We start from the raw sequence: 24,477 nt of genomic DNA, 5'->3' as shown, positions 1-24,477 counted from the left end.
ACGTTTAATCGTTGTGGTTCAGATCAAATATTTTTTGCATTTCGATCCATTTTTCACCATCTTTCGCACTTTCTAAAACCTGCTGGAATTGCGACATCAGATTTTCCCATTCAATATTTCTGGGTTCGGATGCCGCAATTTGCTCAGCCTGGTCCACATCATATTCATCCACGGTGTCCATAATCATGAAAAGTCGATTTTCAACTTGCCAGATCTGCATCTCCAGCACACCGCGCTTTCGAATATTTTCAGCAATTTCAGGCCAGATCCTTCGATGAAATTGCTGATATTTCTTTATTTTCTCATCATCCTTGATTAAATCGAGTGCCAGACAAAATCGTTTCATAGCTGCTCTCCCTAAAAAGAAAGGCCGTTTCAGAACATCAGTCCAGCGCCCGATCCAAATGGGTATATCCACCGTCAACAAACAGCAGCTGTCCTGTGGTATGTGATGAAACATCAGATAGTAAAAAAACAGTCGTATCCGCAATTTCTTCTACAGTGGTCATGCGATGTCCCAGAGGAATGTTCTGACTGATTTGTTTTAATTTCTGTTCAGGATCCGGAAAACTATTGATCCATTTACGATAAAGCGGTGTCATCACTTCAGCAGGCAGAACGGCATTGACACGGATTCCATCATTCCTATATTGCGCAGCCCATTCACGTGTCAATGCTAAGCGTCCACCATTGGATGCAGCATAACCGCTGGTATGTCCCTGCCCTGTCACAGCAACTTTAGAGCCGATATTGACAATATTGCCTTTGCTTTGTATTAAATGAGGAATGCAATAATGCGCCATGACAAAATAATGAATCACATTTTTTTCCAGTGATTTCCTGAAGGCTTCAACACTGTCTTCAAGACCAATATTGTCATTCACACCGGCATTATTGACCAGGCCATCAATGCGTCCATAGCGCTGAACTACACCCTGGATCTGCGTTTTACACGCGTCTTCATCCATCAGATCCAGCTGATGAAAAGAATAAGGAACCTGTTTCTGCTTGAGCTCAGTTTCAAATTCTGCAGTTAAGACTGAACGTCCAAAAATAGCAACCGTTGCGCCTTCTTCTGCCAGACGCAGCGTGATTGCACCACCAATACCTGAACCACCGCCCGTCACAATGAAAACTTTATCTTTCAGATGTAAGTCCATCTTTACCACTCCTATTACTTTGATTCTTAATCAAGTCAATATTTACAGTTTATATAAGCGACCCGGAGTACCGACTTCAATCTGAAGACGTTCTGACTCACTCCAGTTTCGTGTCCATTCATTCCAGAAATCAATTAAAGTTTCATAAGAATGTGTTGCATAGGAAACCGGCCAGTCTGAACCCCAGACCAGGCGTTCAGTACCGAATAATTCCACTGCAACATCCAGGTGATTCTGAAAATCCCGGGCCTTGCAACCCGCACCACCTTCAGTCACCAGACCGGATATTTTTAAATTGACATGTGGCAATTCTGCAAGTTTCTGCATGCATGCTTTCCAGTTCTGAAAACCCGCGGATGTATACATCAGTGGTTTGGCCAGATGATCAATAACCAATTCATATTGATCATGGCGCTGACAAAAGCGGACTGAAGCTTCCATATCTTTTTGATGAATCAAAACACCATAAAGCAGTTCAGCCTGTTGAATTTTTTTCACACCTTCGTTGAACTTCTTATGATTCAACATATAGTCACTCGGATCTTTTTCATCCTGTAACATATGCCTGAATCCTTTTATTCGTGCATTGTTTCTGAACATTTCAAGTTGTGAATCTACATCTTTTTCAAAATCCAGCCAGGCAATAATGCCCTTGATTAACGGTTCCTGTTCTGCCAATGCATTCAGATAGTCATTTTCTGCAAAACTTGGGCGCGCCTGAACAACAATTAAGCCCTCTATTTTTTCCGGTAATTCAGGCAACAGGTGTTCAGGTAACATGTCTCTGGCGATTGATGTTAAATTGCCCGATATCCAGGGAAATTCTTCTGGCGTGTATTTCCAGAAATGAACATGACTATCAATCATTCAGCTTATCCTTATGCTCTTCTGCCATTTTTTCCCGTTCGTGTACATATCATGTTTCCTTTGATATGAATCGTTTAGCCCGCCTGGACAGGAGCTGGTCCCTATTCACCATTTCCAAAGAGATATTCCTGAATTGAAGCCTGTTTCATTTCAATGGAAAAACCGGGCAATTTCGGAGGCATGTAGGCCGCATTTTCAATTACACACGGTTCGATAAAATGTTCATGCAGATGATCCACATATTCGGTTACACGAGCTTCCTTAGACGCTGAAAACCATAAATAATCAATCATGGATAAATGCTGAACATATTCGCAAAGCCCTACACCACCTGCATGTGGACAGACTTTCAGGTTGTATTTGGCTGCCATTAACAACACAGACAGAACTTCATTGATTCCACCCATTCGGCATGCATCAATTTGTACAATATCAATGGCTTCACGCATGATAAATTGTTTGAACATAATTCTGTTCTGGCACATTTCCCCGGTTGCAACCTGAATAGGCGCTACAGCCAGACGGATGGCACGGTGTGCTTCAACATCATCCGGAGATGTCGGTTCTTCGATAAACCATGGTTCAGCAAATGCAAGCTGTTTCACCCAGTCAATCGCCTGCTGACGTTCCCAGATCTGATTGGCATCAATCATTAATTGTCTGTCTGGACCAATAATGTCACGTGCAATTTTTACACGGCGTTTATCTTCTTCCAGATCACGACCCACTTTTAACTTGATATAGTTAAAACCTTCATCAACAGCTTCCTGACATAAACGCGCCAGTTTTTCCTCACTGTAACCCAGCCATCCCGCTGACGTGGTGTAGCATGGATAACCTTCTTTCAACAGAATCTGTTCACGTTCATCTTTGCCCGCAGCGTTGTTCTTTAACAGCGTTAAAGCTTCATCCGGTGTAATACAGTCGGTCAGATATCTGAAATCGATACAACTCACGATTTGTTCGGGTGTCATGTCAGCAACCAGTTTCCAGACCGGTTTGCCCTCGCTTTTCGCCCATAAATCCCAGATTGCATTGACAACTGCGCCAGTGGCCAGGTGCATTGCACCTTTGTCTGGACCAATCCAGCGTAACTGACTGTCGGAAGTTAAATGTCGCCACATTAAAGCCGGATTTTTTCTGACGTCATCAATGTCCAATCCAACCACCAGATGACGCATTGCCTCAATGGCCGCGCAGCAGATTTCATTGCCACGACCAATGGTAAACGTTAAACCATGACCGGATAACTTTTCATTTTCTGTTTTTAAAATGACATAAGCTGCTGAATAATCAGGATCCGGATTCATCGCATCCGAACCATCCAACTGCTGTGAAGTCGGGAAACGAATATCCAGCACTTCCATATCCATTATTTTAAGCATATCTATCGCCTATCCTTGAAATTTTTTAGACAGCGCTTTTTCAGACAACACTTCCCCCGGCATTCAGCATGAATGCTCTGAGAAATTTGAAGTCCAATCAAGCCATAAACTGATTATTCAGCTGAACCTGCTTATTCAGCTGCAATAACTTTTTGCTGTTGCTCGCCCAGGCCATCAATGCCTAATCGCATGGTCTGCCCGGCTTTTAAATAAACCGGCGGTTTCTGCCCTAAGCCAACGCCAGGCGGTGTGCCTGTTGAAATCACATCACCTGCCTGTAAACTCATAAACTGGCTGAGGTAACTGACGATTACAGGAATATCAAAAATCATGGTGCTGGTATTGCCATTTTGATAACGGTGACCATCCACTTCCAGCCAGAGATTAAGATTATGAGGATTCTCGATTTCATCCTTTGTCACCAGCCACGGACCTGTTGGACCAAAAGTATCGTTTCCTTTCCCTTTATCCCATGTTCCAGTCCCTTCCAGCTGGAATGCACGCTCAGAGACATCATTAATGACGCAGTAGCCTGCAACATGATCCATCGCATCTTCCTTGCTGATATAGCGACCACTTTTACCAATTACGACACCCAGTTCAACTTCCCAGTCGGTCTTGACAGAGTTCCGCGGAATTTCCACATCATCATTTGGTCCAACCACTGCGCTGGTCCACTTATTGAATATGACAGGTTCAGCTGGAACTTCAGCACCGGTTTCTGCCGCATGGTCTGAATAATTCAAGCCAATGCAGATAAACTTGCCGATATTGGCAACGCAGGCACCTAAACGCACATTTTCAGGAGCTTTAGGTAAAGAGGACAAATCAGCTTCCCGAATCTGATCCAGTGAGTGCGAAAGTACCTGACCATTAATATCCTGGACAATTGAAGATAAATCACGGATATGACCGTCGGCATCCAGAATACCTGGTTTTTCATTGCCTTTTTCACCAAATCTGAGAAGTTTCATGATCTTTTCCTTGAATATGTTCCTAAATTAATTCGACCATCCACCGTCAATCATATTGATTGTGCCGGTGGTAAAAGCAGACTCATCACTTGCCAGATACAGGACCAGAGCAGCAATTTCTTCTGCCTTACCCACACGTCCCATCGGTTGTCTTGAAACAAACTGTGCATACACTTCATCTGCTGTTTTATTCTGCTCTTTTGCCTGAGTTTCAATACGCTGATGCAAGGATGGTGATTCAACAGTTCCGGGACAGATCGCATTACAGCGAATCCCTTGTGTAATATAGTCTGCAGCAATCGCTTTGGTCATTCCCAGAACTGCTGCCTTGGTTGCACTATATGAGAAACGGTTAGGAACACCCTTAATGCTTGAAGCAGCAGAAGACATATTAATAATGGATGCAGTACCAAGGGTTAACATGGATGGTAAAAAAGCACTGATCATGTGATACATGGAGTGAACATTAATATCAAAAGCACGTTGCCATTGATTTTCATCACATTCCAGAATATTACCGACCGGGACCCAACCCGCGCAGTTAAACAGTACATTCACGTCCGGGTGTTTTTGAGCAAAAGCCTGAATTTGTTCTTTATCTGTCACATCCAGGGATTCGATCTGGATACTGCTGTCTTCATTTTGCAGTTGTTTGAGTAAATCCAGGTTAATGTCAGTTGCAATGACTTTTGCACCTTCCTTAGCAAATGCCAGCGCCGTGGCCCGGCCTATTCCCTGTGCTGCGGCGGTGATTACACAAGTTTTATTTACTAAGCGCATACACTTTCCTTGTTTTTACACTATAATAACTTTTGGATATATATTGGTTGGACCAAATATTCGGTCTAACCAATTTAAGCGATTTTATTTTTTTTGGCAACACTGATTTTGAAATAAAAGTTGAATTTTATGCAGCCAACTCGTATCTATCAAAATATTTTTAATAAAATTCAGCAGGATATTGAAAATGGGGTTTACCAGGTCGGGGCCAAATTACCGCCTGAACGGGATCTGGCTCAGCAATTAGGCGTCAGTCGTACATCTGTACGTGAGGCAATCATCGCACTGGAAGTCTGTGGAATCGTCGAAGTGAAGCTGGGTAGCGGTGTTTATGTCCAGAAAACGCAGGTAGACCACGCTCAGGTCCATACCGAACTGGACACCAATATTCATCCCCTGTTATTGCCCTATTTAAAAGAAGAGAATGCCATCACCCCCTTTGAGGTACTGGAAGCGCGCTTACATATCGAGCCATTTTTAGCAGAACTTGCTGCCAGAAATCGGACCAATGATCAACTGGAAAGTATTAAAGAAGCTTTTTTTATGAATGTTCGTGATAATCTGGAGCATTCACATGATCATATCGGCGATCGTTTATTTCATATCCGTATCGCAGAAGCAAGCCAGAATAACGCTTATGCGTTCTTTCTGAAATTTTTACTGGGGCAACACTATACTGAGCTATTCAGTCGTATGCGTACCCTGTATACCTCTGAAGACATGCCTTTAAGATCTCAACTGGAACATCAGGAAATTTTATATGCGATTCAGAATAAAGATGGCGTGACTGCAAAAACTGCGATGAAAAAGCACATACAGAATGTGATTAAAATTTTTTCCAGGAAGGTTTAAGGTTATTCGGTTTTTCCCTGCCTGAAGTAACCGCCGGACTATGGCAATAACGCCAGTAATGCCTTCCGGCACCCCCCGCCAACAGCCTGATCTGAATTTTTCTGTTTAATTTTTGGGGCTGTACTAGATTAGCAATGTGCTAATCTATGAAAATGAAGCTAACCAATTGTAAATTAAATAAGAAAACTCAATTAAAGTTGCTGGAGTTTTTCGTGCTCGGTGTAACTGCAAGAGCTGCTGCTGATTTATTAGAAATTCATCATAATTCGGCTGCTCTTTTCTTTACTAAAGTTCGTATAGCAAGATGCACTTTTTGAGCTACAATAGACAAACCCCTTTAAATTGCTTATCCATATGCCAAAGATATATTCAGAAGATTTACGCCGGAAAGTCATGGAATTCTACCGAAAGAGTGGTCATAAATCGAATACCTGCACGACGTTCAATATCGCCCGCACAACATTGGATGACTGGATTCTGCTTGAACAGCAGACAGGACAGCTGGCTCAGCCTAAACTTGTCAATGTGGGCAGACCTTCAACCATTAAGGATCTGCCTGCTTTCAAAGTATTTGTTGAAAATACAAAGTTCTCACAGGCAAAAGACCTGGTTCCACTCTTTAAAAACCAGTTCGGATATGCAGTTTCCTATGATGTCATATTGGCAACGCTTCATAAACTGGGATGGACGCATAAAAAAAGAGTTTCCTCTACAGACAGGCCTGCAAAATAAGCAGAACCGTATTTCAGTGGATTCTTCCTCAGTGGGAACAGGAATATGGCAGGGAAAATATTCTGTATATCGATGAATCAGGAATCAATACAACTGACACGGCAGAATATGGCTGGTCATTTAAGGGGAAACGCTGTCAGGATTTAAAGTCAGGCGGTCATGGAAAAAGAATGAGTATGATCAGTGCGGTAAGGTCGAGTGCTCCCTGCAGTTTTCTATCACCGCTGGTTTTTCAGGGTTCATGTGACAGACATTTATTTACAGGGTGGCTTGATTATTTATTTCGGAATTTACCCGGGTCAGGGTATCTTTTGATCCTGGACAATGCATCCATTCATAAAGGCCGGGAAATAGAACAGCTTGCTGAAACGTATAATGTACGGATCGCCTACCTTCCGGCATATAGCCCTGATTTGAATCCGATTGAACAGGCATGGTCTGTACTGAAAAGGAAAGTCAGGAATATTGTAAGTCAACAGAATATTTCCATCTGTGAGGCTCTGGATATCGGATTTAAAGAAATGTAGCCCTTAATTTGCATGTGGCTATAAAATTATTGCTTATTATTTAGAGATGGAAGCTCTCGAAATATTTGATGGTGAGATTGAGTTAGATGAAAGCTATTTTGGCGGCACTCGTAAAGGTAAGCGTGGTCGTGGTGCTGCTGATAAAATGATAGTTTTTGGATTATTAAAGCGTAATGGAAAGGTCTATACCGTTGTTGTTCCAGACACTAAATCCAGTACCTTAATGCCTGTAATTGCAAAGAAAATAACACCTGATAGCATCGTCTATACTGATCAATGGCGTAGTTACAATGCTCTGGATGTTGCGGGGTTCTGCCATCATAGAATTAATCATTCTACTCACTTTGCAAATGGGAAAAATCATATTAATGGGATCGAAAATTTTTGGAATCAAGCGAAAAGAATACTGCGAAAATATAATGGTATTCCAAAGGAATCATTTCCCTTGTTTTTGAAAGAATGCGAGTTTAGATTTAACTATGGAAGCCCAAAACAACAATTGAAAGTTTTGCGATTTTGGACTGGAATTTAAACCTTATCTAGTACAGCCCCTAATTTTTTAATTGATTATTTTATGCATTTATAAATAGTGACACTAAAAAATATGAGTATAAAACTAATCTGCCAGCCTCCTAAAGATTCTTTATTTTATTCAGCCAGCCTGGCTGAAATGATTTGTGTCTTATCCCTTCGACTGTTCAGCAAGCATTCGCACCAGATCAAGTTCCGGGCATGGATAGCCCATCATGGTTAAAGCTGCAGTTACCTGCCCACGGTGATGCGTACCATGATTAAAAACATGTATCAATGTTGCAGCATAAGGTAAAGTCAGTTGCTTGCCGGTCACTGCTGTATACGTCAGCTGCCCATCCAGTGTTGTCGGATCCAGTTGATCCAGCAATGAAATCCAGTGAACAGACTTTTGCTGTAATTCATTGAGCAGGGCCTGCTGTTCCGTATGTATAACGGTATCCAGTGCCAGTGCAAGTGATGTACCCGCTTTAAAACGCGAATACCAGATATAATGCTCGCCCAGTAATAAATGATTCAGCGTTCCGGCAATACTTTTAAAAAATAGACCTGCATCTCTGTGAAAATCATCAGCTGGTATATCCTTCAACTGCTGATTCAGCCGGTCAGTGGCCCAATGATTATACTGTGCTAAAAGCAAAAGATGATTCCGGATCATTGCTCTGTCTCCCTGTCCTGATCTTTTTATTTATCCAGATCTATTTATCCGGGTTGCAGTAAATTCAATGATTCCACCTGCACATCACTCATCAAATTACCCTGCTCAAGCAACTGATTAAAATAGGCTTCCACTACCTGTGCCTGCTGAGCCGTACTTTCCACCCGATACATCTGCTGCCGGAACTCATTACTGCAACGCAAGCCCTTGGTATACCATGCGATATGCTTACGTGCAATACGACAGCCGGAATACTCTCCGTAGAACTGATAAAGTTCTGTCAGATGCCCAAGCAAAACATCCCGGACTTCCTGAATGGATGGTGCAGCCAGCTGTTCGCCTGTTTGCAGGTAATGGGCAATTTCACGGAAAATCCACGGACGGCCCTGTGCTGCCCGGCCAATCATGACCGCATCTGCACCAGTATAATCCAGCACATATTTTGCTTTTTCCGGGCTGTCAATATCACCATTGGCAATCAGTGGAATTGACAGCATCTGTTTGACCTCCCTGATCAGATCATAGCGGGCTGTATTCAGATACATGTCTTCCCGGGTCCGGCCATGCAATGCTAATGCCGCAATCCCCGCCTGTTCAGCACGTTTTGCCACATTGCATATATTTTCATGACCGTTGGAAAAACCCAGCCGGGTTTTTAAGGTGACCGGTACATCCACAGCGGCCACAACCGCATCAAGAATCCGGGCCACCAGTTCTTCATCCTTTAACAGTGCAGAACCTGCAAGTTTATTACAAACCTTCTTTGCCGGGCAGCCCATATTAATATCAACAATCTGTGCGCCATTGGCCACCTGATAACGCGCCGCCTCAGCCATCTGCGCAGGTTCTGAGCCGGCAATCTGTGCTGAAATCGGGGCCAGTTCGCCATCAAAATTAGCCCGGTACAGACTCTTTTTTGTCATCCTTAAGGTCTGGTCTGAACTCATCATTTCACTAACCGCATGCCCCGCTCCAAAATACTTGCACAATTTCCTGAAGGGCTGATCAGTCACGCCCGCCATCGGAGCAACAATTAAATTATTTGACAGTTGATACGGACCAATATACATATATATTCATACATTTTATGACCGACATAGTATACTTCATCGGCTTATTTGACTCACTCTTTTCTGAATGTGTTTTCATCCCTATGCAAAAATCTGTTCAACATGCCATGTTGCTGCGTCCCACCTGTTTACTGGCCCTGGTGCTGAGTTTGTCCGGCTGTGGTAATGGCTCATGGTGGTCAGATGACAATGAGGCCAGACTGGACAGTGAGCAGATCCGCAAACTGATTCCGACACGGGTCAATGAGCGTAAATCCTGGGCGCAGGATATTTTTGAGATTTCAGATGAGCTGAACATTCCCCGAACCCGGGAAAACGTCTGCACGATTATTGCCGTGGTGGATCAGGAATCCAACTTTATTGCCAACCCCAATGTCCCCGGACTGGGCAATAAAGCCGTGAAGGAAGTCAGTACCCGCTTAAAGGAAAAATTTGAGGATAAACTGGGCACCACCCTTGGTGGAACCATTGCAGATTATTTTGAAGACGTGTTACAGAACCAGCCATCGCCTGAAAACAACTACCTGAAGCAGATGAGCAAGGTCAGAAATGAACAGGAACTGGATGTACTGTACCGTGAAATCTTTGCCTATATGTCCAGACATTATCATGTCAGTGCCTTAACCGGCGCCGCTAAGTTTGTCGGTCAGGATTTTGCAGAAAAACTGAATCCCATTACCACGCTGGGTTCCATGCAGGTACATATTAACTATGCCAGGGAAAATAAACGCAGCCACATGAGTACCAATGAATTACGCGATGATTTATATACAGAATACGGCGGTTTGTATTATGGCATTCACCGGCTGATGATGTACCCGGCAGCCTACGATAAACCAATTTATCGTTTTGCTGACTATAATTCAGGGATGTATTCAAGCCGTAATGCTGCATTTCAGAAAATGATGGATAAAATCGCCGGCGCCAGCCTGGCCCTGGATGGTGATTTGCTGTCTTATGATAAAAACGGTGATCCACGCCCGACAACCACGGATACTGAAAAAACCCTGATGGCATTATTTGCCTCAAATAATGTACTGATCACCCCGAGACAGCTACGCAATGACTTAAAAAAAGAAAAAGAACAGCGTTTCGAAAAAACCCCCACCTATATTGCAGTCACAAAGTTATACCAGCAGAAAACCGGAAAAGCACCGATTTACGCTATAATGCCTGAAGTGGTAATTTCGGGTCCGAAACTGAGTAGAGATTATAATACCAACTGGTACGCAAGCCGCGTAAACGGACGATATGAGACATGCATGCAACGCGCAAAACACATAAAAACCTAGCTTTATTTGATTTTGACGGAACGCTGTACCAGAAGGACAGTTTTACCGGTTTTATTTTTTATGCCCTCTCCAGCCGTCATATCGTGAAACAGGGGATTAAAATACTCCCCTGGATTCAGGCTTATTATCTGAACATTTATCCCGCCAGTGCCATGCGCGCCCGATTATTTAAAGCCATGTTTACAGATGCAGATGCCGGTGAAATTCAGGAACTGGCCTCAGAATACGCGCCCCGGCTGCTGGGACAGCTGAGTCCGCACCTCTACCGGCAATTACTCCAGCATCAAAATAATGGTGATGATGTGGTAGTGGTCTCCGCATCCCTGGACCTGTACCTTGAACCTGTCTGTCAGTTACTGGGAGTTGATTTAATTTGCACTGAAACAGAAATTCAGGAGCGGAAACTCACCGGGAAATACGCCACAGCAGATTGCAGTTGTGCACATAAAAAGCATCGTGTGCTTAAAAAATATGATGTCAGTCAGTATGCAAATATTTATGCCTATGGCAACAGCATGGAAGACCTGGATATGTTCAGCCTGGCCGATCATATATATATGGTCGGTGAAAATACCGAGTTACCCCGGCTGGACGACCAGAAAAAACTTGCCTGAATCGGACAGGAATATGGTACAAACCAAAACAGATCACCCGAGCGGATTACATTCAGCTCCGGCGCAAACAGATCATATCTAGTAAATTGCCATATGATTACGGTGAATCATTTCCAGTGAGCGGGCTTCGCCCAACAGCTGATGCACCTTGTCCGAAGACAGACCTTTGACCATTTCAGCTGAACGCGAACTGAAATTAACCCGTCCCACAGCAACACGCTGACCATACTGATCCACACACTCCACCACATCGCCGCGCTCAAAGTGACCTTCCACTGCTTTTACACCCACCGGCAACAGACTGCGATGATCTTCCTTAATGGCTTTTACAGCGCCATCATCCAGTACCAGCCGACCGGCTGTCTGCAAATGCGCTGCCAGCCATTGTTGATGGGCTGTAATCCGGTCATTATCGGTAATAAATAATGTTCCCAGCATCTCGCCATTCATTAATCGGGTCAGCACGTGATCACTTTCACCACTGGCAATCAGGGTTGGACAGCCTGATTTCGCGGCCAGACGGGCCGCACGAACCTTGGTCAGCATGCCACCACGGCCGAACTTCCCCCCGCCACCGGCCATGTCAAACAGGCTTTCATCCAGCGCACGGACTGTGGAAAACAGTTTTGCATTCGGATTGGAGCGTGGATCCGAGTCAAACATCCCCGGCTGATCAGTCAGAATAATCAGTAATTCTGCATGCACCTGACCCGCTACCATCGCGGCCAGCGTATCATTGTCACCAAAGCGAATTTCATCCGTGGATACCGTGTCATTTTCATTGATGACCGGAATTACTTTCCAGTCAATCAGATTCTGCAGGGCATCACAGGAATTTAAATAACGACGGCGGTCTGCCAGATCATCATGGGTCAGCAACACCTGAGCCGTCTGGATGGAATGATTCATCAGCACACTGGACCAGAGCTGGATTAAGCCCATCTGACCAATGGCAGCACAGGCCTGGAGACTGGGTAGATCGGTGGGGCGGCTGTCAAGCTTCATACGGACCATCCCTTCAGCCACAGCACCGGAAGACACAAGAATCATTTCATGTCCTGCGTGATGCAGATCTGCAATCTGTTTCGCCCAGTGCGAAATTGCCTCTACATCCAGCCCCTGCCCATTTGCCGTGAGTAAAGATGATCCAATTTTAACCACAATCCGCTTACAGGCTGTAAGCTGACGCTGCCCATCCACCACTTCTATCATCCTGCCCTCAATTACGCTTTCACAGCGGATTAACGTACGTAATATACTTCCATTTCGCCATCATCACCGTCTTCGTCATCATCTTCATCATCGTCTGCCAGTAAACCTGCAAGACGCTGCTGACGGCGCATTTCACGGTATGCTTCTTTGGCTGCAAGGGTCTGTTCACGTGTTTCAGCTTCAAGCTGATCACGGAATGCCTTCATTTCTGCTGCATACTCAGGATCTTCAACTTCACGCTCACGCTGTTGTTCAATCTGGTCCATGAGGTAGTACACCACCGGTTTTGTGCCTTCTTCCAGCAAACCGGAAGTCTTAAATACCGGACCATCCCACTGCAGCTCGTCCAGTATGTGGTTACACCATTCTTCCCGGGTATCCTCATCCAGCTGATCCACTTTGTTCAGCACCAGCACCACAGGTAATTTTGCCAGCGTCGGCGAGAACTTCTCCAGTTCCTCCAGGATTGCCCTGGCATTATGCGCAGGGTCAGAACCGTCAATGGGCTGTACATCAACAATGTGCAGCAGAATACGGGTCCGTGCCAGATGTTTTAAAAAGCGGATACCCAGCCCGGCACCTTCTGAAGCACCTTCAATCAGCCCGGGGATATCGGCCATCACAAATGAACGATGGCGGTCCGCATCGACAACGCCGAGATTTGGAACCATCGTGGTAAATGGATAATCCGCCACTTTCGGTTTTGCTGCCGAAACGGCACGAATAAAGGTGGACTTACCGGCATTCGGCATCCCCAGCAAGCCGACATCTGCCAGTACTTTCAATTCCAGTCGAATTTCACGGTATTCCCCTTTGATCCCATGCGTGCATTTACGTGGCGCACGATTGGTCGAGGACTTGAAATGCGTATTGCCCAGGCCACCATCTCCACCGACCGCAACCATGACCTTCTGGCCATCTTCAATCAGGTCACCAATAATGTCACCGGATTCAGTATCGACAATTGTGGTTCCCACAGGAACCATAAGCGTTACGGATTCACCGCCACGACCGGCACAGTTTGCCCCGGAACCGTTTTTACCGCGCTCCGCACGGAATTTACGGGTATAACGATAATCCACGAGTGTGCTGGTGTCATCATCTGCCTGGACATAGACACTGCCGCCACGACCACCATCCCCTCCATCCGGACCACCGAATGGTACAAATTTTTCACGGCGAAAACTGGCTACGCCATTGCCACCGTCGCCAGCCTCTACGGTAATGACTGCTTCATCAACAAAGCGCATGCTGCCAATCCTCTGAACACTTTAAAACCGCATATTCTGACATATTTTACTGAATTTCTCGAATGGTATTGTTCAGTCAAACATGAATTTTTTGTTTATCATCACATCAGTAATTCAGTTATGGATCAGCTGTCCATGCTTTAATGTCTCACCTGCGCTTTATTGTCCAGGATTTCCGGCAGACTGCGTTCTATCCAACCCACCAGATAATTTAATTTTTCGGCAGCCTGTGCACCCAGAATCGTCAGCTGATATTCAACTTTCGGCGGCACCTCAGGATAAACCGTCCGCAGAATAAAGCCATCCTGTTCAAGTACTCTCAGGGTCTGAGCCAGCATTTTTTCACTGACCCCCTCTATGCGATTTCTTAATGTGCTGAATCGTTGCACTCCGTCACTTAAACAGCGTAAAACCAGCACAGACCATTTACTGGTTAAATGTTCCAATATTTGACGTGATGGACATTCACTCGATAAAACCTGACCAATCAGTTTACTTGTTGTGTAGGTATTCATTGAATCTCTCCAGGCGGGAATAAACTTACTTTAAGGTACGTACTTACATTAAGTAAGTTAATATAATAACATCAGTCATACAGAAGCAACAACTTTAAAAGGTGAAATAAATGAAATATGCAATTACTGGTGCTACAGGACATCTTGGTCATCTTGTTATTGAAACACTGTTAAAGGCCACCTCAGCAGATAATATTGTGGCGTTGGTCCGTAATGACAATAACACTGAAGATTACAAGGCGAAAGGTATAGAGACACGTCCATTTGACTACGACAAGCCTGAGACTTTAGCACCTGCACTCCAGGGCATAGACAAATTACTGCTCATTTCGGCCACTGAGCTTGGCCGCCGTACCATACAGCACAAAGCCGTGATTGATGCGGCTCTGCAGGCAAAGGTGCCTTATCTTGCCTATACCAGTTTATTCAGCGATGCACTGGGAATTACCAGGGAACATCGTGAAACTGAAGAGCTGATTCATCAAAGCGATTTAAAATATACCATTCTGCGTAATAACTGGTATAGCGACAACTATCTGTCCAATGTTCAGCATGTTGCAGATGAAGGCGTACTGTATGGCAGTGCTCAGAATGGAAAAATAAGTTCTGCTGCCCGTCAGGACTATGCCGAAGCAGCAGCAAAAGTTTTATCTTCCGAAGGACATGAAGGCAAAACCTATCAACTTGCCGGTTCAACAAGCTTTACCATGACGGAGTTGGCCGGTTATATTGCAGAAGCTTCAGGCAAACCGGTCAGATACCAGGACATCAGCCCGGAAGACTACAACAAGGCACTTGTAGGTGCCGGTTTACCGGCTGGATTGGTTGACGCAATTGTAGATGCAGATGTCCAGGCCTCAAAAGGTGCAATGTACAGTGACAGTAAAGATCTTGAACAGATTCTTGGCCGTAAAACCACTTTAATTCAGGATCAGGTTAAAGCGCTGTTCAACAAAGCCTGATCTTCTCCCATACAGGCCTCATAGCAAATCAATGACAGATCCAGTATCCACCCTCAGAGGTGGATATTTTTTTGCGCAGTAAAAAATACTGTCACCCATTCCATTCATAAAAAAACCCTGACTTTCGTCAGGGTTTTGTTTTATGGATTTTCTGATCAGATCTGCATCATGTGATGACTCATTTATGCAGGAATTTTTGGATAATACACACCACACATCTGTTCAGCAATACGCAGGACCTGACAGCTATACCCTACTTCATTATCATACCAGACATAGGCTGTCAGACGTGTACCGGACGCAATGGTTGCCTGAGCATCATACACCCCTGCTGTACGGGAACCGATAAAGTCGCTTGATACCACTTCTGTAGAGTTGGTATAGCCAATCTGACCCTGCAGACCTGAGTTGATTGAAATCTGACGGATATATTCATTCACTTCTTCACGATCTGCAGCTTTTTCAAGCGTCAGGTTCAGAATTGCGAGTGAAACGTTAGGCGTTGGAACACGTACGGAGTTACCCGTCAGTTTACCCTGTAACTGCGGCAATGCCTTGGCAACTGCCTTGGCCGCACCTGTTTCAGTAATCACCATATTCAGGGTTGCAGCACGACCACGACGATCCGCCTTATGATAGTTGTCAATCAGGTTCTGGTCATTGGTAAATGAATGCACGGTTTCAACATGACCGTTCAGTACTTTATATTTTTCATCCAGTACTTTCAGTACCGGTGTAATGGCATTGGTCGTACAACTTGCAGCAGAAATAATTTTGTCTTCATCCAGAATATCGGCCTGATTGACACCAAACACAACGTTTTTCATGTCTCCCTTACCTGGTGCTGTCAATACAACACGGGCAACACCGGGGCATTGCAGATGCTGACTCAAGCCATCCATATCACGCCATTTACCGGTGTTGTCAATCACCAGCGCCTGGTCAATTCCATAGGCAGTATAATCCACCTCAGACGGGCTGGAGGCATAGATCACTTTAATGAAATTACCATTGGCAATAATCGCCTCGTTTTCTTCATCTATGGAAATTGTCCCGGCAAAAGTCCCATGAATGGAATCACGACGCAGCAATGAGGCACGTTTTGCCAGGTCACCATCTGAAGATTTACGAACCACAATGGCTTTCAGCGCCAGGCCACGGCCAAGACCGGACTGACTGATCATTAAACGTGCAAGGATACGGCCAATACGACCAAAGCCATATAGCACCACATCTTTTGATGTTTCAGAGGTTGCATTACCTTTAACCCCTTCAACGGCCTGCGCAACAAAAGCGTCAATATCCCCGCCTTTTTCCTTGTAGGCAACGGCAAGCTTACCGATATCCACCTCAGCAGAACCAATATTTTCAACTTTCATTAACGCTTCCAGAATCAGGAAGGTATTGACCACAGAAAGTTCAACATCAACCACACGAGTATGACGGTGTGTTTTTAAAATCTGAATCACTGAACGATTAATTAAAGAACGTCCGTATACAGAAACAACAATGTTTTTTTCACGGTACAGGCGACCGATTAACGCAATCATGTATTCCGCAATTTCTTCACGGTTTTTCCAGCGGCTCTGGTGTTCTGCATGCAGGGCGATGATAGTGTCTTTGCTCACAGCTACGTCCTCTAATCTCTAATCAGTGTATTAATTTAAAAGCCCCGTAATTGTAAAGGAATTCTCATTAAGATTGAATCAAAAGCTGATAATGGGGAACACTTTTCCTGTCATATGCCCTGTAAACCGGTCAAATCATACGCCACAACCTCCCGTATTAACCTCTGCATTCGGATTGAAGAAACTGATGACACAGTTCCATGAAAACTCAGATCAGCAGATGTTCAGTCATCCTGATCCCTGCTCCAGTCCTGGAGATCCATAAAATGCAGTCCCTGTGACGGACGCAGGAAAACATTGCCTCAGTTTTTATTCCTTACCTTCCGTTCTTTAATTTTTATTCTTTAATCTGTCTTCAATACGCAGCATATTACGGATCAGCTGCTGTTTCTTGCACCTTTGCTGATACAGATGCCAGCCACCTTCGGCAATCAGTAAAGCCACAGCACCCCAGATGGGAATATAGGTCAGCCATTCTGTCGAACTGATGCGCTCACCCAGTGCCAGTGCTGCCAATACAAGTAACACCGGTTCCAGGTAACCAAGCAACCCAAACAGGACCAGCGGCAGATGCCGGCTGGCCAGCATATAGCTCCCCAGTCCAATGGCACTGAGCAATCCCAGTCCCATAAGCACCAGTGGCATGACAGGCTGCCCGGCAAACTGCGCCGGTATGGAATGCCCAGCCAGTATAAAATAAACAGCAACAGGCAGAATAATCATAATATCCCACCAGAACCCACCCAGATGGTCTGTTTTCAGTTGCCGGCGTAATAAAAAATACCCCGTATACCCCACTGCCACCATAATCGTTTCCCAGGCAATACTGCCCTGACGCCAGATTTCATGTCCTACACCTGTCACAGCCAATAGTACGGCAGCCCACTGAAATCTTGAAAGTTTTTCCCCATATATGCAACTACCTGCCAGCACCAGCATCAACGGCAATAAAAAATATCCCAGCGAAACCTGTAAACCGCGCCCATTCATGGGGCCCCAGAGAAACAGCCACAACTGGATGGAGGTCAGTACGGAAGATAAAATCAGCAGCAATAAAAAACCAGGATGAGCCAATAAGCGCTGAAAAATACGCCTCACCTGTATAAAATCACCACTCCACCACATAAACAGGCTCAGAAATGGCAATGTCAGCAGCATACGCCAGCCAAAAGTCTGTTGACTGTCAAGGTTTCCCAGTAATCCGGTATAAAAATAAAGTATGCCAAAAGTGACCGATGCCATGACAGACAGCACTATCCCCTTAAACATCCCTCACACCTCAACCTATTGTATTGCTACGCCGCAATATCGCATAAAGCCTAACAGAGTGGGCGCTGCTTTTTCATGGCTGACAGTCTGTCAACTGAGCCTGATGGGCCAAACACGCAATTTATGGCATCCGGAATTATTGCGTGAGCTGCTGGGTATGCATCACATCCTTCACATCATAACCCGCGGACTGTGCATACTTCAGATATTCATTGACCAGTGTTTCATCCGGATGCGGATCCCTTGCAAGAATCCACAGATACTTACGTTTTGGTTCCCCGATCAGCACCATCTGATAGTCATCTTCAAGTTTTAGTATCCAATAGTCACTGCGGCCGACAGGAAGCCAACGGACCACTTCCGGTAAAAAACTGACTCTGAACTTACTATTAAAGGGTTCGTTACTGACAAAAGCTTCGCCCAGGGAACGTATGAGTTCACCATTATGGCCATGGCAACGGTTATCAATTGCGATATTTCCGTTTTCATTCACGGTATATCGCACACTGACATCCCTGACGCATTTATTCTGAAAGTATGTGGGCTTGCGTACAACTTCGTACCACAACCCCAGGTATTTATCCAGCTCCACCTTTTCTGCAACCGGCAGGGTTTTACCCTGCGCATGGCTCACACCGCTAACCGTCACGCCGGCCAGTAACACGCCACCCAAAACAATCTTGACCAGGCGGACTCCGCCTGACCGGGTTAAATTATTTTTCATGATGATCGAATTAACACCTGTGTTTTTTAATTCTTTCCACTTTAAAGATATAGCGATTCATCCGATCAAATTGTAGCGATATGTATCTGAATTGAAGATAAAATTTCTCCCGGATTTTACTGAAGCATCCGGTTTTTAAGCCTGACAATTTCATCACGGAGACGGGCTGCCTGCTCAAACTGTAGCTCCTTTGAAGCTTTCAGCATTTCCTTTTCAAGTCTGGAAATATGTTTTGCAAATAGTTTAGGATCCGCCAGAATATGCTGTTCATCTGCACTTAACGCACGGCTCTGATCAGAGGCATTCAGTTCCTGCTGATCATCATTCAGTACTTCACCGGTATCAATTTCACGGACAACCTGACGGACAGCACTGCGTGGCGTAATGCCATGTTCTGCATTGAACTCAAGCTGTTTATTCCGACGCCGTTCAGTCTCATCCATCGCTTTTCGCATGGAGTCAGTGATCCGGTCAGCATACAGAATCGCCCGGCCTTTTACATTCCGCGCTGCACGTCCAATGGTCTGTATCAATGAGCGTTCAGAGCGTAAAAAACCTTCCTTGTCTGCATCCAGAATAGCCACCAGGGAAACTTCGGGCATATCCAGCCCTTCGCGCAGCAGGTTAATACCGACCAGCACATCATGAATTCCGGTACGCAACTCATGAATAATTTTTACCCGCTCCACCGTGTCAATATCTGAATGCAGATAGGCCACCTTCACGCCATATTCCTTTAAATAGGAGGTCAGATCCTCTGCCATACGCTTGGTCAGGGTTGTAACCAACACCCGCTCATTCAATGCCTTACGGATATTAATTTCAGACAGGACATCATCCACCTGTGTCAGCACCGGTCTGACCTCAATCTCAGGATCCACCAGTCCGGTTGGCCGGACCACCTGCTCTGCCACCTGTTCGGATTTTTCCAGTTCATATTTTGCCGGAGTCGCACTGACATAAATTGTTGTCGGAATAATCCGCTCCCACTCTTCAAATCTCATCGGTCGGTTATCCAGTGCGCTGGGCAGACGGAATCCATAATTGACCAGATTTTCCTTGCGTGAACGGTCGCCCTTATACATGGCCCCGATCTGCGGCACAGTCACATGTGATTCATCAATAATCAGCAGTGCATCATCGGGAATATAATCAAACAGGGTCGGCGGTGCATCCCCTGCCGGACGGCCTGATAAATGGCGGGAATAATTTTCAATGCCATTGGTATACCCCAGCTGCTGCATCATTTCCAGATCATAACGGGTCCGTTGTTCAATTCTTTGTGCTTCCAGTAATTTGTCATGCTCCTTAAAAAAAGCCAGCTGTTCCTTCAGTTCATCACGGATGGTAGCAATCGCCCGTTCCAGATGATCCTTAGGCGTGACATAGTGACTTTTGGGATAAATGGTCACCCGGGGTACTTTACGAATCATTTTTCCGGTCAATGAGTCAAACCATCGGATGGAATCCACTTCATCATCAAATAGTTCAATCCGAATTGCCTGTTGATCTGATTCAGCCGGGAAAATATCAATAATTTCACCGCGGATACGATAAGTCCCCCGCAGGAACTCCAATTCATTCCGACTATATTGCATTTCCACCAGGCGGCGAATGATCTCTTCACGATTGATCCGATCGCCCTGCACAATATGCAACAGCATGCTCATATAGGCATTGGGATCCCCCAGACCGTAAATGGCTGACACTGACGCAACAATAATGGCATCGCGACGTTCCAGTAATGCACGGGTTGCAGAAAGACGCATCTGATCGATATGGTCATTAATGGCAGAATCTTTTTCAATAAAAGTATCTGAAGACGGGACATAGGCCTCAGGCTGGTAATAGTCATAATAACTGACGAAATATTCAACGGCATTGTTCGGGAAAAATGCCTTGAACTCACCATATAATTGCGCAGCCAGGGTTTTGTTATGCGCCATAATAATGGTCGGACGCTGCAGCTGTGAAATAACATTGGCCATGGTGTAGGTTTTACCGGAACCGGTAACCCCAAGCAGCAATTGATCGTGATATCCCTTGTGTACCCCCTGTACGAGTTTTTCAATCGCCTGAGGCTGATCACCGGCAGGCTGATAGTTGGTTACGAGTTCAAAAGGCTGATGATCACTCACGGGCGGACTCTTTATTCAAAATGATATGACTTAACATGAAAGCTACTACAGCGTACAAAAATCTGATCCCCAGAGCAAATTGATCAGCATCAGCCATACCTGCAAAAATGCACGATCTTCACACCAGGGAAGGACATGATAAAAGTTCCTGAATCATCAATATACGCTTGATGAATTCATATAAAAACAATAATGAATACCCGGGTTTCACTTTTCACCATGGGTTTCAGTGGTTTTATCTCTCTCACAATGGGTTATTCACATTTACCCAACTGGCTTTGGTTGGAGCTTTTATTCATTTATCAATAAAAAACAATCTGCTTTATCATTTTACAGAGCGATTAGGGAAAACCTCCCTTTCCATTTATATGCTGCATTTACCATTACTGCAAATATATACATTGGGGTATAAATTTATATACGGTATAACACATTCTTCCACTTTATCCGAAGCAATATTATTGGCCAAAGAACTGGATCAGTTCAGCCCAGGGTTCATTGTCATCTTCCTGATGCTATTGATACCACTCAGTCTTTTTTCCCAGGAAAAAATATTTACACCTTTGCAGCTTAAAATTTCAGAAAGACCCATTTCCATTAAAATGAAGGAAAATGGAAATAAAGGCAGCATAACGCCAGGGCCACAGGACTGAAGTTTACTCATTGCCGGATGAAAAGCCTTGACCCCACTACAATTCAGCTGCAACATGAAGTGACACTGATTGCACCTGTAAAATGCCATGACCTACCACTATCATGATGAGACCCTTATAAAAAACCTGCCGGAAGACAGTGTTTTTGTCTTTGGCAGCAATCTGGCAGGTACGCATGCCGGAGGGGCGGCTAAAACTGCACTTCTGCATTTTGGTGCCATCAAGGGCGCAGGTCGTGGCTGGGCTGGTCAGAGTTTTGCCATTCCGACCATGAATGAACACCTGCAGCAAATGCCGCTGTCCCATATCCAGCACTATATTGACGATTTTAAAATTTATGTCAAAAACCACCCAAAAACCAGATTCTTTATTACAGCCGTCGGTTGTGGTGTAGCCGGCTATAAAGTCGAGGAAATTGCACCGATGTTCAGGGGCATTGCCCATAATGTCATTTTCCCTGCCTCTTTCCATGCCTTTGTGGAAAAAACCCTGCCAAAACTCAGTCAGCAACTATTACAGACCATTTTTCAGGACACGATTATCTTTCATGATGATCCGACGACAGCCATCAGGCAATTACCCCTGAGCGAAGCTGAAAAAAGCCTGGCCATCATTGCGGTCAATACGCCAATGTATCCCTGTGACAGCAATGGCCGTGATCGCAGTTATGAAATCAGCGATATTCTGAACACGCTCAACCATAAAATTTTCCAGTTCAATCACAGCTCAGAAGACTCCATGATTTTTGGTGGTGCAATTTTAGCTCTGCTGGAACTTTATCAAATCAATGAGAAAGACTTTATTGATGTATGGAATGGTGAACGCGAAGTTTCACGCCCAAAAGCCGCCTGTAAATCCAGGAAATAAACGGCTGCTGTCTCCCCCCCTGAAAAATCCATATCAATTGACGGTTTTTTGTCTTTTTTCATCACACTGTCGCTCTTACAGCTAATGATTCATTAGATCAATTTAATAAAACATAATCTCCTAACACACTAAGCCATAAGTATAATAGTTTATTTTTGTGAAACAATTAACATAAATAACTGTTATTGCTTTTGATATCACATTATTCTTGGTGGTATATTTTAGAAATATTAATCAGAGTGAAATAGGGATATCTTAAATGGACATACTGGAGCCCTCAATATTTGATTTATCACCTATTCCCATGCGACTGGAAAATTATCGTGAAGTAAAAAAACAATTTGATCTATGGCGGGATCAGGGTGTAACCGACCTCAGGCGCTTTTTAAAAGAAGAATCTTCACGAGTGGTACACTGCATCAATAAAATCAGAATTGTTCAAGTGAACCGCCGTACACTTGAAATATTCGAAGCCGAAGATTTGCAACAATTCCGTGATAGTCTCAGCACCATATTCCAGCAGGATATGCGGCACTCACACATTATGGCATTGGTTTCCCTCTGGGAAGGTCAGAGCGAGTTTTCAGAGATCATGACGCATTACACCCTTTCGGGCAAAATGCTGGATATCAAGTTAAATGCTGTGATATTACCCGGCTCAGAACAGACCCTTGAATCTGTGTTACTGACCCTGGAAAATATTACCGACTACCAGAACGCCTGTCGTCTTGAAGAAAAAAATCGACGTCTGGCAGAATCCAGATTCACCTACTCTCCAACTTCATTGTGGGTGGAAGACTTCAGTCGGGTGAAAATGCGCATGGATCAGCTGCGCCGGATTGGGATTGAAGATTTCCGGACTTTCCTGGATGTACATTCAAATTTTGTCAATCAGTGCATAGAAGACATTTTATTACTGGATGTCAATCAGGCCACACTGGACCTGTTCAAGGCGGACAGCAAGGAAATGCTGTACAAAAATCTGAATAAGGTATTTGCCCGGGAAATGTACCGGACCTTCAGGGAACAGCTGATTGAATTGTGGAATGGCAGAACCCATCACCAGTGCGAAGCCATCAACTATGCGCTGGATGGCTCAATCCGCAATGTATTGCTCCAGTTTACCGTTTTTCCCGGTCATGAACATGACTGGAGTCTGGTTCAGGTCGCCCTGACTGATATCACCGCGCGTAAAAAAGCAGAAAGTTATCTGGAGTATCTGGGAAAGCATGACATTTTAACCAAACTGTTTAATCGCTCTTTTTATACAGAAGAATTGAATCGTCTTGAACGCGGTATTCTGAAACCGGTATCTTCCATATTCCTGGACATGAATGGACTGAAGCAAATCAATGACACCTTCGGACATGACATTGGTGATGATCTGCTCAGGCGTATGGGAGATATTTTAAATCGGGCCATCAGTCATACCAACTACACAGCGTCACGGATCGGTGGCGATGAATTCGTCGTGCTGTTACCGGGTGCAGATACCCGGGTGGTTGAATCAATCATGATGACCATGGAGGAATTACTGAATATAGACAACCAGTATTATTCAGCACATCCGATCAGTGTTGCCATGGGACACGCCACCACACTTGATGGTGAAAGTATAGAAGATATGCTGAAACGGGCAGATCAACGCATGTACCAGAAGAAAAAGGATTTTTATGCCTACATCCAGGCTGAAACATGATATTTTCAGCCTTTAATGGATAAAACCTGCACCGACATAGAAGACCATACTGTCATTAAAGACCACTGGGAAGGCTGTGGAGAGTTTCAGGTTGAATGCATTGATTTCCATAACTGTG

General features: G+C 44.7%; 24 protein-coding genes and 2 pseudogenes. 11 read left to right on the top strand and 15 right to left on the bottom strand.

Annotated elements, in window-relative coordinates:
- Window positions 1–4 precede the first annotated feature (4 nt).
- The 6 genes from ACT6PV_RS06220 to ACT6PV_RS06195 all read right to left on the bottom strand — a co-directional run bounded on the left by ACT6PV_RS06220 (window position 5) and on the right by ACT6PV_RS06195 (window position 5,166).
- Complete coding sequence (locus tag ACT6PV_RS06220) at window positions 5–346, bottom strand: L-rhamnose mutarotase (protein WP_445115567.1); 342 nt, start codon at window positions 344–346, stop codon at window positions 5–7.
- 37 nt (window positions 347–383) lie between these two features.
- Window positions 384–1,160 carry an SDR family oxidoreductase gene (locus tag ACT6PV_RS06215; protein ID WP_445115566.1) on the bottom strand — a complete coding sequence of 259 codons (777 nt, stop codon included), beginning with the start codon at window positions 1,158–1,160 and terminating at the stop codon, window positions 384–386.
- A gap of 42 nt (window positions 1,161–1,202) precedes the next feature.
- Window positions 1,203–2,027, bottom strand: a complete 825-nt coding sequence (locus tag ACT6PV_RS06210; RefSeq protein ID WP_445115565.1) for an amidohydrolase family protein — start codon at window positions 2,025–2,027, stop codon at window positions 1,203–1,205.
- Window positions 2,028–2,128: 101 nt separating this feature from the next.
- Window positions 2,129–3,412, bottom strand: coding sequence for an L-fuconate dehydratase (locus tag ACT6PV_RS06205; protein ID WP_445115564.1), 1,284 nt, complete (start codon window positions 3,410–3,412; stop codon window positions 2,129–2,131).
- Window positions 3,413–3,543: 131 nt separating this feature from the next.
- Complete coding sequence (locus tag ACT6PV_RS06200; RefSeq protein WP_445115563.1) at window positions 3,544–4,386, bottom strand: fumarylacetoacetate hydrolase family protein; 843 nt, start codon at window positions 4,384–4,386, stop codon at window positions 3,544–3,546.
- A 27-nt stretch (window positions 4,387–4,413) separates the two neighbouring features.
- Complete coding sequence (locus ACT6PV_RS06195) at window positions 4,414–5,166, bottom strand: SDR family oxidoreductase (protein WP_445115562.1); 753 nt, start codon at window positions 5,164–5,166, stop codon at window positions 4,414–4,416.
- A gap of 129 nt (window positions 5,167–5,295) precedes the next feature.
- On the opposite strand from ACT6PV_RS06195, the gene ACT6PV_RS06190 reads away from it, so the two are divergent.
- The 5 genes and pseudogenes from ACT6PV_RS06190 to ACT6PV_RS06170 form a co-directional block, all read left to right on the top strand.
- Window positions 5,296–6,018: a FadR/GntR family transcriptional regulator gene (locus tag ACT6PV_RS06190; RefSeq protein ID WP_445115561.1), complete on the top strand. Its 723-nt coding sequence runs from the start codon at window positions 5,296–5,298 to the stop codon at window positions 6,016–6,018.
- A 152-nt stretch (window positions 6,019–6,170) separates the two neighbouring features.
- Window positions 6,171–6,317: pseudogene (locus tag ACT6PV_RS06185) on the top strand (IS1595 family transposase); the annotation flags it as partial.
- 55 nt (window positions 6,318–6,372) lie between these two features.
- Entirely contained in the window at window positions 6,373–6,750 is a 378-nt protein-coding gene (locus ACT6PV_RS06180) for a helix-turn-helix domain-containing protein (protein ID WP_445114631.1), read from the top strand.
- Window positions 6,747–7,277 carry an IS630 family transposase gene (locus ACT6PV_RS06175; RefSeq protein ID WP_445117042.1) on the top strand — a complete coding sequence of 177 codons (531 nt, stop codon included), beginning with the start codon at window positions 6,747–6,749 and terminating at the stop codon, window positions 7,275–7,277. Before ACT6PV_RS06180 ends, ACT6PV_RS06175 begins: the two co-directional genes overlap by 4 nt.
- Window positions 7,278–7,329: 52 nt before the next feature.
- Window positions 7,330–7,809 (top strand): annotated as a pseudogene (locus tag ACT6PV_RS06170) (IS1595-like element ISAbe5 family transposase); the annotation flags it as partial.
- Between the two features lie 150 nt (window positions 7,810–7,959).
- On the opposite strand, the gene ACT6PV_RS06165 reads toward ACT6PV_RS06170, so the two are convergent.
- Entirely contained in the window at window positions 7,960–8,466 is a 507-nt protein-coding gene (locus ACT6PV_RS06165) for a DinB family protein (RefSeq protein ID WP_445115560.1), read from the bottom strand.
- Window positions 8,467–8,510: 44 nt separating this feature from the next.
- Complete coding sequence (dusB, locus tag ACT6PV_RS06160; RefSeq protein ID WP_445115559.1) at window positions 8,511–9,536, bottom strand: tRNA dihydrouridine synthase DusB; 1,026 nt, start codon at window positions 9,534–9,536, stop codon at window positions 8,511–8,513.
- An 83-nt stretch (window positions 9,537–9,619) separates the two neighbouring features.
- Between dusB and ACT6PV_RS06155 the strand changes: the two genes are divergently transcribed.
- Entirely contained in the window at window positions 9,620–10,828 is a 1,209-nt protein-coding gene (locus ACT6PV_RS06155; RefSeq protein ID WP_445115558.1) for a DUF1615 domain-containing protein, read from the top strand.
- Window positions 10,795–11,442: an HAD-IB family hydrolase gene (locus tag ACT6PV_RS06150; protein ID WP_445115557.1), complete on the top strand. Its 648-nt coding sequence runs from the start codon at window positions 10,795–10,797 to the stop codon at window positions 11,440–11,442. The genes ACT6PV_RS06155 and ACT6PV_RS06150 overlap by 34 nt, the downstream gene beginning before the upstream one ends.
- 78 nt (window positions 11,443–11,520) lie before the next feature.
- Here the strand turns inward: ACT6PV_RS06150 and proB are convergent, their stop codons facing one another.
- The 3 genes from proB to ACT6PV_RS06135 form a co-directional block, all read right to left on the bottom strand.
- Window positions 11,521–12,654 carry a glutamate 5-kinase gene (proB, locus tag ACT6PV_RS06145; protein ID WP_445115556.1) on the bottom strand — a complete coding sequence of 378 codons (1,134 nt, stop codon included), beginning with the start codon at window positions 12,652–12,654 and terminating at the stop codon, window positions 11,521–11,523.
- 29 nt (window positions 12,655–12,683) lie between these two features.
- The gene (cgtA, locus tag ACT6PV_RS06140) at window positions 12,684–13,904 is read right to left on the bottom strand and encodes an Obg family GTPase CgtA (RefSeq protein WP_445115555.1); all 1,221 of its coding nucleotides are present in this window, start codon (window positions 13,902–13,904) and stop codon (window positions 12,684–12,686) included.
- 140 nt (window positions 13,905–14,044) lie between these two features.
- Window positions 14,045–14,419 carry a winged helix-turn-helix transcriptional regulator gene (locus ACT6PV_RS06135; protein WP_445115554.1) on the bottom strand — a complete coding sequence of 125 codons (375 nt, stop codon included), beginning with the start codon at window positions 14,417–14,419 and terminating at the stop codon, window positions 14,045–14,047.
- 110 nt (window positions 14,420–14,529) lie between these two features.
- Here ACT6PV_RS06135 and ACT6PV_RS06130 point away from each other — a divergent pair, with 110 nt between their 5' ends.
- Entirely contained in the window at window positions 14,530–15,381 is an 852-nt protein-coding gene (locus ACT6PV_RS06130; protein ID WP_445115553.1) for an SDR family oxidoreductase, read from the top strand.
- Between the two features lie 182 nt (window positions 15,382–15,563).
- On the opposite strand, the gene ACT6PV_RS06125 is transcribed toward ACT6PV_RS06130, so the two are convergent.
- From ACT6PV_RS06125 to uvrB, 4 genes are all read right to left on the bottom strand, one after another.
- The gene (locus ACT6PV_RS06125; RefSeq protein WP_445115552.1) at window positions 15,564–17,009 is read right to left on the bottom strand and encodes a glyceraldehyde-3-phosphate dehydrogenase; all 1,446 of its coding nucleotides are present in this window, start codon (window positions 17,007–17,009) and stop codon (window positions 15,564–15,566) included.
- 330 nt (window positions 17,010–17,339) lie between these two features.
- Window positions 17,340–18,278, bottom strand: coding sequence for an EamA family transporter RarD (rarD, locus tag ACT6PV_RS06120; RefSeq protein ID WP_445115551.1), 939 nt, complete (start codon window positions 18,276–18,278; stop codon window positions 17,340–17,342).
- Between the two features lie 136 nt (window positions 18,279–18,414).
- Window positions 18,415–19,002: a lipocalin family protein gene (locus ACT6PV_RS06115; RefSeq protein WP_445115550.1), complete on the bottom strand. Its 588-nt coding sequence runs from the start codon at window positions 19,000–19,002 to the stop codon at window positions 18,415–18,417.
- 116 nt (window positions 19,003–19,118) lie between these two features.
- Entirely contained in the window at window positions 19,119–21,140 is a 2,022-nt protein-coding gene (gene uvrB / locus ACT6PV_RS06110; RefSeq protein WP_445115549.1) for an excinuclease ABC subunit UvrB, read from the bottom strand.
- A gap of 170 nt (window positions 21,141–21,310) precedes the next feature.
- Between uvrB and ACT6PV_RS06105 the strand changes: the two genes are divergently transcribed.
- The 3 genes from ACT6PV_RS06105 (at window position 21,311) to ACT6PV_RS06095 (ending at window position 24,359) form a co-directional block, all read left to right on the top strand.
- Window positions 21,311–21,793, top strand: coding sequence for a hypothetical protein (locus tag ACT6PV_RS06105; RefSeq protein ID WP_445115548.1), 483 nt, complete (start codon window positions 21,311–21,313; stop codon window positions 21,791–21,793).
- A gap of 87 nt (window positions 21,794–21,880) precedes the next feature.
- Entirely contained in the window at window positions 21,881–22,660 is a 780-nt protein-coding gene (locus ACT6PV_RS06100; protein WP_445115547.1) for an A1S_2505 family phage non-structural protein, read from the top strand.
- A 259-nt stretch (window positions 22,661–22,919) separates the two neighbouring features.
- Window positions 22,920–24,359 (top strand): diguanylate cyclase domain-containing protein, encoded by a 1,440-nt coding sequence (locus ACT6PV_RS06095; protein ID WP_445115546.1) that lies wholly within the window; start codon window positions 22,920–22,922, stop codon window positions 24,357–24,359.
- Window positions 24,360–24,477 lie beyond the last annotated feature (118 nt).

This window comes from Acinetobacter sp. WZC-1, assembly GCF_052544965.1.
This window is presented reverse-complemented; position numbering and strand designations above follow the sequence as displayed.